The 11,366-nt window shown below is 69.2% G+C and carries 7 protein-coding genes; all 7 read left to right on the plus strand.

Features of this window, described 5'->3' with window-relative positions:
* The first annotated feature begins 47 nt into the window (after nt 1-47).
* The 7 genes from ABD260_RS24390 to ABD260_RS24420 all read left to right on the plus strand — a co-directional run bounded on the left by ABD260_RS24390 (nt 48) and on the right by ABD260_RS24420 (nt 11,297).
* Entirely contained in the window at nt 48-1,580 is a 1,533-nt protein-coding gene (locus ABD260_RS24390; protein WP_344236695.1) for an MFS transporter, read from the plus strand.
* 12 nt (nt 1,581-1,592) lie between these two features.
* Nucleotides 1,593-2,510, plus strand: coding sequence for a hypothetical protein (locus ABD260_RS24395; protein ID WP_344236697.1), 918 nt, complete (start codon nt 1,593-1,595; stop codon nt 2,508-2,510).
* Between the two features lie 87 nt (nt 2,511-2,597).
* Entirely contained in the window at nt 2,598-3,707 is a 1,110-nt protein-coding gene (gene pheS / locus ABD260_RS24400) for a phenylalanine--tRNA ligase subunit alpha (protein WP_344236699.1), read from the plus strand.
* The gene (pheT, locus tag ABD260_RS24405) at nt 3,707-6,427 is read left to right on the plus strand and encodes a phenylalanine--tRNA ligase subunit beta (RefSeq protein ID WP_344236701.1); all 2,721 of its coding nucleotides are present in this window, start codon (nt 3,707-3,709) and stop codon (nt 6,425-6,427) included. Before pheS ends, pheT begins: the two co-directional genes overlap by 1 nt.
* A gap of 76 nt (nt 6,428-6,503) precedes the next feature.
* Nucleotides 6,504-8,057, plus strand: a complete 1,554-nt coding sequence (locus tag ABD260_RS24410; RefSeq protein ID WP_344236703.1) for a gamma-glutamyltransferase — start codon at nt 6,504-6,506, stop codon at nt 8,055-8,057.
* Nucleotides 8,058-8,097: 40 nt separating this feature from the next.
* On the plus strand, nt 8,098-9,090 hold the full coding sequence (locus ABD260_RS24415) for a glycosyltransferase family 2 protein (protein WP_344236705.1): 993 nt from the start codon (nt 8,098-8,100) through the stop codon (nt 9,088-9,090).
* Nucleotides 9,087-11,297 carry a hypothetical protein gene (locus tag ABD260_RS24420; protein WP_344236707.1) on the plus strand — a complete coding sequence of 737 codons (2,211 nt, stop codon included), beginning with the start codon at nt 9,087-9,089 and terminating at the stop codon, nt 11,295-11,297. Before ABD260_RS24415 ends, ABD260_RS24420 begins: the two co-directional genes overlap by 4 nt.
* The last annotated feature ends 69 nt before the right edge of the window (nt 11,298-11,366 follow it).

Here is an 11,366-nt window from a genome sequence, read left to right on the forward strand (position 1 = left end):
CCTACAGAGCACTCGCACACTGTACGAGTTTGTCGTACAGTGTGCGAGTGACTAGTACACCGTTCGAGTCTTCCGAGACTGCTACTGACGCCGGACACCCCCGGCGCTGGTGGATCCTGATGATCCTGTGCCTGGCCCTGATGGTGCTGGTGGTCGACAACACCGTCCTGAACCTGGCGATCCCGTCGCTGATGCGCGACCTGGACGCGACCCCCGCGGACATCCAGTGGGTGATCGACGCCTACATCCTGGCGTTCGCCGGCCTGCTGCTGACCGCCGGAAGCCTGTCCGACAAGTTCGGCCGGCGGAAGATGCTGCTGCTCGGGCTGGTGGTGTTCGGCGCGGCCTCGCTGCTGGCGACCCTCGCCGAGAACCCGTGGCAGCTGATCGCCTGCCGTGGCCTGATGGGCGTCGGCGGCTCGCTGCTGATGCCGAGCACGCTGTCGCTGCTGTTCACCGTCTTCCCGCCGGCCGAGCACCGCAAGGCAATGGCGGCCTGGTCGATGGTCGCGATGGTCGGTGTGGTCGCCGGGCCGACGGTCGGTGGCGTGCTGCTGAACCACTTCTGGTGGGGCTCGATCTTCCTGATGAACGTGCCGATCGCGATCCTGGCCATCGTCGGGACGCTGGCGCTGATACCGGAGTCCAAGGGCCCGGTGCGCAACATCGACGCCGTCGGCGCGATCCTGACCATGGTCGGGATGGCCTCGATCGTCTGGGCGATCGTCTCGATCCCGCTGCACGGCTGGGGCTCCGGCCGGGTGATCGGCATGCTCGTACTCGGCGTGGTCGCGCTGACCGCGTTCGCGCTCTGGGAGAAGCGCAGTGCGCATCCGATGGTGCCGCTGGCGCTGTTCAAGGACAGGCGGTTCAGCGGTACGAGCTTCTCGATCGTGCTGCTGTCGTTCACGGCCGGTGGGTTGATGCTGGCGCTGACGCAGTACCTGCAGTTCGCGCTGCAATACTCACCGTTGAAGGCAGGGCTGGCGTTGCTTCCGTACGCGGTGGCGGCGGCGCTGTTCAACGGACTGGGCGCGACGCTCGGCAAGAAGATCGCCGACCGTACGCTGATCGCGGTTGGGCTGCTGATCATCGCGGGCAGCTTCGTGATCCTGGCCCAGGTGTCCGACTCGACCGGGTACGGGCTGCTGATCCTCGGTCTGCTGGTGATGGGCGTCGGTGCCGGTCTGGCCGGTCCGGCGGCGTACACACTGCTGATGCAGGCTGTTCCGGCCGAGCACCGTGGTGTCGGCTCGGCGATGAACGACACCGTCCAGCAGACCGGTGCCGCGCTGTCGGTCGCCGTCCTCGGCAGTGTGTTGGCGGCGTCGTACTCGTCGAAGCTGCCGGACGCCGTGCCCGAGGCCGCCCGGAAGTCGATCGCTGACACGCTCGCGCTGGGGCCGAACTTCTTCGAGGCCGCGAAGCACGCGTTCGTCGACGCGATGTCGATCGCGATGATGGTCGGCGCGGGCGGTGCCCTTGCCGGTGCGGTCGTCGCGGCAGTCGTGCTGCCACGCGGCGCCCGCAAGAGCGAGGAGGAGCAGCCCGTACCGGCGCTGGACGACCCGGTGCGCTGACACGATTGGGCGATGACGCGACGGTGGCTGATCGACCTGCCGACCAGGATCCACTTGTGGACCGCTGAGCAGGAGATCCGCCACCGTACGTCGTCGCATCCGGAGCGTTTGCGCAACCTGGACGTGCTCCGCGAGTACCGGAAGAGCCGTGCCTTTCCACGCAACGACACCGGCCTGGGGCGTACGCCGTACTTCGTCGATCGCGACGGCCGGCACTGTGCGGTCGGTCAATTGATGCGCAGTTCGGGCGATGAGCACCTCGTACGCCGGATCGCCGCCGAAGCGAACCTGGCCCGGATCGATGACATGGACCCGGTACTGCTGACCGGGTGGGCGGAGCGGTCCGGACTGACGAAGCGTGAACTGCAGCGCATCCAGCCGCAGTACCCGCACGACGCGCAGTGGGCGGTCAACCTGATGCTGTGGACGTCGTTCCTGATGATCCCGTACGCATTGCTGGCCGCCGCGCTGCACCGGATGAAGCCGGAGCGGCACGAAGCGCGGATGACCGTCCTGGCCGGCACAGTAGCCCTGCTGACCGGGTTGACGCTCGTGGCGTCCCCATACGTACTGACCGGCGGGGAGCCGACGGCCCTGGTGGCCGTGGGCTGGGTGGTGGCGCTGTTCGGCCCGGCGATCGTTGCTTCTTTGCTCGTGAATCAGGTCCGGCGCGGCCGGGCCGACCCGGTGACGCTGCCGGCGACCGCAGGCCTGGTGATGGGGGCAGTCGGGTCAGTCCTGGCCGCGACCTACGTCGTGCTCGGGCTGGTCTGGACTCCGGAACCTGAGTCCGGGGCGTTGTCGATGGCGGTGCCGTCAGCGGGCCCGTCGAGCACGCCGGGCTTCCTGGTGCCGGCCGGACTGGTCGGTCTGGTGGCGGGGCTGGTGGTTCTGGTGGGGTTCGTCCGGGTTCGGCGCCGGACTGCCTGATCGGCGGGTTGTGGACAGCCGATTCACGCTCTCGGGGCTGGGCTTCCTAGACTGCAAGTCGCAGAAGTTCCGAATCGAGAGCGAGCCATGTCCGGTCCCAACACTGATTACGACCCGGTCGAAGTGACGCCGCTGCATGCCGAAGAGGTGGAGCGGACCCGCGACGAGGCGCTGACGGCGTTTACCGGGGCGGCCGATCTGGCGGCCCTGCAGGAGGCGAAGCTCGCCCATCTCGGCGACAAGTCGCCGATCGTGCTGGCCAACCGGGAGATCGGCGCGCTGCCGCCGCAGGCCCGGAAGGAAGCCGGGCAGCGGATCGGCGCCGCCCGGAAGGCGATCAACGAGGGGTTCGCGGCCCGGCTCGCGGTGCTCGAGGCCGCGCACGAGGAGCTGATGCTGGCGACCGAGCGGGTCGACGTCACGCTGCCGTGGCACACCCCGCAGCTCGGCGCCCGGCACCCCCTGTCGCTGATCTCCGAGCAGGTCGCGGATGTCTTCACCGCGCTCGGCTGGGAGGTCGCCGAGGGTCCCGAGGTGGAGGCCGAGTGGCTGAACTTCGACGCCCTGAACTTCCAGCCCGATCACCCGGCGCGACAGATGCAGGACACGTTCTTCGTCGAGCCGGCCGGTTCCGGCAAAGTGCTGCGTACGCACACCTCGCCCGTGCAGGCGCGCTCGATGCTGACCCGGAAGCCGCCGATCCACGTGATCTGCCCGGGCCGCGTGTTCCGCACCGACGAGCTGGACGCGACCCACACGCCGGTCTTCTACCAGGTCGAGGGCCTGGTGGTGGACGAAGGCATCACGCTCGCGCACCTCAAGGGCACGCTGGATCACTTCGTCGTGTCGATGTTCGGTGAGGGCCTGGAAGCGCGGCTCCGGCCGAACTTCTTCCCGTTCACCGAGCCGTCGGCCGAGGTGGACCTGAAGTGCTTCGTCTGCCGCGGCGCGTCCGTCGGCAACCCGGACCGCCCGTGCCGCACGTGTGGCAGCGAGGGCTGGATCGAGTGGGGCGGCTGCGGCGTGGTGAACCCGCGGGTGCTGCGGGCGAACGGCATCGACACCGACCGGTACTCCGGTTTCGCGTTCGGGATGGGCCTGGAGCGGACGCTGATGTTCCGCAACGGGGTCGAGGACATGCGGGACATGGTCGAGGGTGACGTGCGGTTCAGCCGCCAGTTCGGGATGGAGATCTGATGCGAGTCCCACTGTCATGGCTGCGTGAGTACGTCGAGCTGCCGGCCGCGGTGACCGGGCGCGAGGTCGGGGAGCAGCTGATCCGGGCCGGCCTCGAGGTGGAGACCGTCGAGGAGTCGGACCTGACCGGCCCGCTGGTGGTCGGCAAAGTGCTGACGTACGAGAACGAACCGCAGAAGAACGGCAAGACGATCCGCTGGTGTTCGCTGGACATCGGCAAGGACGAGCCGCAGTGGGTGGTCTGCGGCGCCCACAACTTCGAGGTCGGCGATCTGGTCGTGGTCGTGCTGCCGGGTGCGGTGCTGCCCGGTGGGTTCGCGATCGCGGCGCGCAAGACGTACGGGCATGTCTCGAACGGGATGATCTGTTCCAGCGCCGAGCTCGGGCTGGGCGACGACGGTACGCACGGCATCGTGGTGCTCGATCCGGACGAAGCGCAGCCAGGTGACGACGCGATCGAGCTGCTCGCGCTGCGTGACGACGTGCTGGACATCGCGGTGACGCCGGATCGTGGGTACTGCCTGTCGATCCGTGGTGTCGCCCGCGAGGTCGCGACGGCGTACGGGGTGCCGCTGAAGGACCCGGCCGACCTGACGCTGACCGGCTCCGGGGCGGATGGTTATCCGGTCCGGGTCGATGACGCGGACGCGTGCAGTGTGTTCGTGACGCGGACCGTGACCGGGATCGACGCGACCGCGTTGTCGCCGCGGTGGATGCAGAAGCGGCTGCTCGCCTCCGGAATGCGGCCGATCTCCATTGGTGTCGACGTGACGAACTACGTGATGCTGGAGCTCGGTCAGCCGATCCACGGGTACGACAAGGCTCGGCTGTCCGGCGAGATCGTGGTCCGGCGGGCGACGGCCGGCGAGAAGCTGATGACGCTCGACGACCAGACGCGTGAGCTGGACGCCGAGGACCTGCTGATCACCGACGACTCGGGGCCGATCGGGATCGCCGGGGTGATGGGTGGTGCGTCGACGGAGATCTCCGCCGCGACCACCGACGTGGTGATCGAGGCGGCGCACTTCGACCCGATCGTGATCGCGCGCGCCTCCCGCCGGCACAAGCTGTCGTCGGAGGCGTCGCGGCGGTTCGAGCGCGAGGTCGACCCGGACCTGCCGAGGTACGCGGCCCAGCGCGTCGCCGACCTCTTGTCCGAACACGCCGGCGGCACCACGCTGCCGGACGAGGTCGTCGTCGACACCCACCCCAAGCCGGCCTCGGTAAATCTCCGAGCCGACCACGCAGCCCGGGTCGCAGGCGCCCCGATCACGATCGAGGAAACCCTGCGCCACCTGCGCGCGGTCGGCTGCACAATCACCCGGGCCGCGGCCGACGCAACCCCCGCCCCACTCGCAGTGGGCGTACATGCGCCCGCACTGACGATCGCACCGGGCGCACCGACTGACGCAGGCGGAGCGCGTGGTGCGGTGGCGCCTGTCGGCGGCGCAACCGGCCCAGCCGCTGCGACCGGCACGACCGGTGTGCAGGTGCCCACTTCCACAACTGCAGTTGGTGCCGGAGGTGCTGTCGCGGCGGGAGCGGGTGCTGCTGCTGGTGATGGGCTGGTTGGCGACGACTTGCTGACCGTGACTCCGCCGTCTTGGCGGCCGGATCTTGTGGATCCGAATGACTTTGCCGAAGAAGTCATTCGGCTGTTCGGGTACGACAACGTGCCTTCCGTGCTGCCTGCCGCGGCGGGTGGGCAGGGGTTGACGGTGGCGCAGAAGCGGCGCCGGCGGGTGGCGACGGCGCTGGTGGGCGCGGGGCTGACCGAGGTGGTGTCGTACCCCTTCACCGGTCCGGCCGACTTCGACGCGCTCGGTCTTCCGGCGGACGATTCGCGGCGTACGACGGTCAAACTCGTCAACCCGATCTCCGACGAAGAGCCGTCGATGCAGACCACTCTGCTCGCGACCCTGCTCCGGACCGCCGAGCGGAACGTCGGTCGTGGTGCGAGTGACCTGGCGATCTTCCAGACCGGCCTGGTCTTCCTCCCGAAGGCGGAGACGAAGCCCGCGCCACTCCCGTCCGTAGCGCATCGGCCGAGCGACGCCGAGGTCCAGTCCCTGTACGACGCGCTGCCGGACCAGCCGCTGCACGTCGGCGTGGTGCTGACCGGCGCGCTGACCCCGACCGGTTGGTGGGGCAAAGGTCGTCCGGCCGGCTGGGCGGACGCGGTGCAGCTCGCGCGCCTGATCGCGTCCGCGGTGGGCGTCGAGCCCGTCGTACGGAACGCGGAGTACGCGCCGTGGCATCCGGGCCGCTGCGCCGAGTTCTCGATCGACGGCACCGTGGTCGGTCACGCGGGTGAGTTGCACCCGAAGGTCTGCCAGGCGTACGGACTGCCGGCCCGGTCGAGCGCGGTCGAGCTGAACCTCGGCGCGCTGATCGACGCGGCGCCGGAGTCGATTGCGGCGCGGCCCTTCTCGTCGTACCCGGTGGCCAAGGAAGATGTGGCGCTGATCGTCCCGGCCGAGGTTTCGGCGGCGGATGTGCAGGCCGCGTTGGCCGAAGGTGCGGGCGAGTTGCTGGAGGCGGTGCGGCTGTTCGACGTGTACACGGGCGAGCAGATCGGCGAGGGCAAGAAGTCGCTGGCGTTCGCGCTGCGGTTCCGGGCTCCGGACCGGACCTTGAAGGAGAACGAGGTCGCCGACGCGCGGCAGGCGGCGGTGCAGGTAGCGGTCGACCGGTTCGGCGCAGTCCAGCGGGTCGGCTGACAACCATGAGTACGGGCGCCACGCGCCGCAACGCCGGAGGTGCGGGCGTCACCTCCCGGCGCGGTGGGGGTGCGCGATGAGCGGCGGTCACCCGCGGGTGGCGGTGGCGGCGCCCAACTCGGCGGCCGCCGACGCTGGCGTACGGGTGGCCGCCGAGGGTGGGAACGCGGTGGACGCCGCGATCGCCGCCACGCTGGTCACGATGGTGAACGAGATCGGCGTGGTCTCGCCGGCCTCGGGCGGTTTCGTGACGCTGCAGGTCGCGGGTGGTCCCGCGGTGACGATCGACGGCTGGGTGGAGATGCCCGGCCGCGGTCTGCAGAGCGACCGCTTCGGCCGTGGAGTCTGGGACGTCACCACCGACTACGGCGGCGGCACAACGACCACCGTCGGCCACGGTTCGGTCGCCACGCCGGGCGGGATGAAGGCGCTCGCGCTCGCCCACGAGCGGTCCGGCAAGGCGCCGTGGCGTGAGGTCGTGCAGCCCGCGATCGACATCGCCCGGAACGGTTTCCCGCTGAGCCGGACGTCGGGCTACTACCTCGGGTTCACTCACGAGATCATCTTCGGCTGGCATCAACCGAGCCATGGCGTGGTGCACGACGGCGACGGCGAGGTGATCAAGGCCGGTACGACGGTGGTGATCCCGGAGCTGGCCGAGGCGCTGGAGCTGATCGCCCGCGACGGCGCCGAGACGATGTACACGGGTCAGCTCGCCGAGTTGCTGGTACACGACATGGCCGCGAACGAGGGCATCCTGACGGCCGCGGACCTGGCGGCGTACGAGGCTGTCGTACGCCCGGCGCTCGTGGTCGAGCAGAACGGCTGGCGCTTCGCGACGAATCCACCGCCCGCGGTCGGCGGTGTGGCGGTCGCGGCGATGCTCGCGCTGCTCGACGGCGTACCGGCCGATGGGACTTGGCGGCCGTCCGAGCTGGAGCGGCTCGTCGACGTGCAGTACGCGGTGCTCGGCCAGCGGCTCGCGGAGCTGGACGCCGAGGACGTACGCAAACTGGAAGGCCAGCGGCTGCTCGACCTGGCCGCGGCCGGCGATCTGCGCGCGCTGACGTCTCCGAGTACGGCGACGGTGTCGGTGGTCGACGACGAGGGTGACGCCTGCGCGATCACGGTCTCGTCCGGGTACGGCTCGGGCGTACTGACGCCCGGCACCGGCATCTACCTGAACAACGCGCTCGGCGAGCAGGAGCTGCTGCACGGCGGTCCGCACAGCCTCGCGCCGGGCACGCGCTTGACGTCGAACATGGCGCCGAGCGTCGCCCGCCGGGCCGGCGATGGTGCCGTGCTGGCGCTCAGCTCGCCCGGTTCGGATCGGATTCCGACCGCGCTCGCCCAGGTGTACGCGCTCTACACGCACGGCGGCCTCTCGCTCCGGGACGCGGTCGAGCACCCGCGGCTGCATGTCCGGGTCCGTGAGGACGTGACCGTCGACTACGAGGACGATCTCCCGGTGTCCGGGTCGACCGCGCTGCCGACCCGGTCGATGCCGCCGCACTCGATGTACTTCGGCGGCGTCGCGGCTGCGTTCTGGGATCCGGCCGACGGCCTGCTCGCGGTCGGCGACCCACGCCGCACCGGCGCGGTGGCGATCTCCCCGCCCGGAGACTTGTAAGGTCGAGATTCTGAATCGCAGTAACAGGGGAAGGCAGCCGATGCGGGACACCCAGCCCGAGCTCTCCGTCGTCGTACCGATGTACGACGAGGAGGAGGTGCTGCCGATCTTCTTCGAGCGGATGCACCCGCTGCTCGACGGTCTGGGCTGCACGTACGAGCTGCTGGTGGTCGATGACGGCAGCCGGGACCGGACCGCCGCGCTGCTGCTGGAAGCGGCGAAGGACTGGCCGCAGCTCCGTGTCGTCCGCCTGCTCCGCAACAGCGGTCACCAGGCCGCGCAGTCGGCCGGTTTCCGCCGGGCGCGCGGCCGGTACGTGGTCACGATCGACGCCGATCTGCAGGACCCGCCGGAGGTGATCGCGGAGTTCCTGGCCACGGTCCGCGAGCAGGACGTCGACGTCGTGTACGGCGTCCGCTCGGACCGCTCCAGCGACAGCTGGCCGAAGCGTACGACGGCTCGGCTGTACTACCGGTTGATGTGCCGCCTGGTCGGCAAGCAGATCCCGTTCGACGCGGCCGACTTCCGGCTGGTGACACGGCGCGTGGTCGATGCGGTCAACGCGCTGCCCGACGACGGCCGGGTGTTCCGGCTGGTGATCCCGTGGCTGGGCTTCCCGAGCACCGAGGTGCGGTACGTCCGCGCCGAACGCGCCGCCGGGACGACGAAGTACAACCTGTCCAAGATGGTCCGCCTTGCGTTCGACAGCGTGACCGCGTTCTCGGCCGCGCCGCTGCGGCTGGCGACCTGGCTGGGGCTGCTCGGCGGCGCGATGTCCGGGTTGTTCGTGATCGGCGCGCTGGTGATCAAGCTGACCGGCCGGAGCATCCCCGGCTGGACGTCGACCGTGCTGGCGGTCAGTGTGATCGGTGCGATCCAGCTGTTCTGCCTTGGTCTGTTGGGTGAGTACGTGGCGCGGCTGTTCCAGTCGAGCCAGCGGCGGCCGCAGTTCCTGGTCGGGTACGACAGCCTCGAAGACCACGGCCACCAGGACCCAGTCCACGACAATTCCACCGCACCCACTCAGAGATGAAGCGGTACCTCCCGTGGCTGCTGCCGATTCTGGTCGCAGTCGCCGGGTTCGCGTCGCTCGGTGATGTCGGCGCTGCTCCACTCGTCAAGTACGCAGCGTACTTCGTGGGCGCGATCGCCTTGCCAGGGACGTTGCTGCTCCGCGCGGCCTGGCGCAGTACCGGCAACTGGGCTGAGGACCTCGGGCTCGGGGCGGTCGTCGGCGCGACCTGGCAGCTGATCGGCTGGGCGATCTTCACCGCCCTCGGCTGGCAACGCTGGTTGATCATCTGGCCGATCTTGGTGCTGGCCGGCTTCGCGATCGCGGGCCGGCAGTACTGGCGGATCACTGATCCGAAACCACTGCCGGTGCTGTGGACGTGGGGCCTGGCCGTGTCGGCTGCCGTGATGATCGGCGCGACCACGCTGGGCGTGATGGCGTACCACCCGATGCCGCCGGACGGTGAGTCGTACTACCCGGACCTGCTGTACCACCTGTCGATGGTGCACGAACTCACGCGCGCCCTGCCGCCGGAGACGCCACAGGTCGTGGGGGAGCCGCTGGACTACCACTGGTTCGCGAACGCCGACATGGCCGCGGCCGTTGATGTCACCCGGCTGACTCCGACGGTGGTGCTGTTCCGGCTGTGGATTCTGCCCTGGCTTGTCGTCGCGCTGCTTGTCTGCGCCACTCTCGCTCGTCAAGTCAGCCGCACGTGGTGGACCGGCGTACTCGCGGCACTCGCACTAGCCGCGCCCCAGCTGTTCCTGCTCGTCAACACCAGCGTGAACCTCGCACCGCCGGTCAGCCTGCTCAGCCCGTCGCAGACGTTCGGGATGATCGCGGCTGTTGCAGTAGCAGTGTTCCTGATCGACCTGCTGTTCAAGGGCGGCAGCCGATGGTTGTGGCTGTTGATAGTGCCGATCGCGATAGTCGGTGGTGGCTCCAAACCGACAGTGCTGCCGCTACTGATCGCCGCAGTCGGTCTGGCGGCGCTCTACTTGCTGGTCACAACCCGGCGGCTGCCGTGGCGGTTGATCGGTGCTAGCGCAGTACTGCTCCTTGTCGGCGCAGTGACCTTCTTGACTGTTGCTGGAAGCACTAGCGGCTCGCATGTGCAGTTCCTGGCCGTACTGAAGTCGCTACCCGTCTACACCGCCGCAACTGGCGACACCACCCAGCCCGGTGCCGGCGGACTGATCCTGCCGGCACTGTCACACGGCGCAGTGCTCGGCACACTCAGTCTGTTGCTGGGGCTGCTGCTGACGCTCCAAGCGATGTCATGGGCAGGTCTGGGCGTAGTTGGCCGTAAGGACGTCGTCGCCTGGTTCCTGCTCGGTGCGATGGTCGCCGGGTGGGCCGGGTACTTGCTGATCGACCACCCGTCGGTCAGCGAGTCGTACTTCGTCTACACGGCCGCACCGTTCAGTCTGGCCGGTGCAGGTTGGTTCGCGGCGACCAGCGCCCGCAAGGCCAGTCGGCCGGTTCCGATCGCGGTCGCTGCCTTCGTACTGTCGATCTGCTACGCCGGACTGCTCGTCTGGGTACGCGGTGTGCCTGCTCCGTCGACAGGGCGCCAGCTGTGGTTCAGTACCCAGCTGCTCCTCGCGGTGCTCGGTATCACGGTCGTACTGCTGCTGGCGTGGCGCCTGTTCTTTCGGCAAGCAGGTGGCGGCATGTTCGTCGTACTGGTGTTGCTGTCGACTGCACCGATCAGTTCACTCATGCAAACTGCCGTACGCGGTGACACCGAGAAGGCACCGACGTACCGGGCGGCGCGCTGGTGGGTGTACCCGGATGAGGCCGAAGCGGCTTTGTGGCTCGGTCAGAACTCCGCGGCGACGGATGTGGTCGCCACGAACACCTGGTGCCGCCCAGCCGGTCGTCTCGTACCAGGCTGCGATGCCCGCGGCTATCTGGTCAGTGGGATCGCCGGCCGCCGCACGCTGATCGAAGGCTGGGCGTACACGAACCAGGCAATGGCCAAGCAGGGCGAAGGCGGTCTCCGGTACACCCAGCAGCCGTCGCCGTGGCCGGACCGCGTCGCCCTGACCGAGCAGGCCCTGACCGCGCCGACACCGGAGGTCCTGCAACGGCTCCGCGCTGAGTACGGCGTCCGCTGGCTGTACGCCGATGCGCGGAACGGCCGGGTGGCGCCGGCGCTGGACCAGCTGGCCGTCCTGCGACACAGCATCGGCAAGGTCCGGATCTACGACCTCGGAGAGTAGTTCTCCCGTAACATCGGGTCGGCGTACGCCGTTAGTTCGTACGCAGGTCCGCCCGCCCGCGGCCGCAGC

Origin of the sequence: Kribbella hippodromi (assembly GCF_039531045.1) — a bacterium.
GTDB classification, from domain to species: domain Bacteria; phylum Actinomycetota; class Actinomycetes; order Propionibacteriales; family Kribbellaceae; genus Kribbella; species Kribbella hippodromi.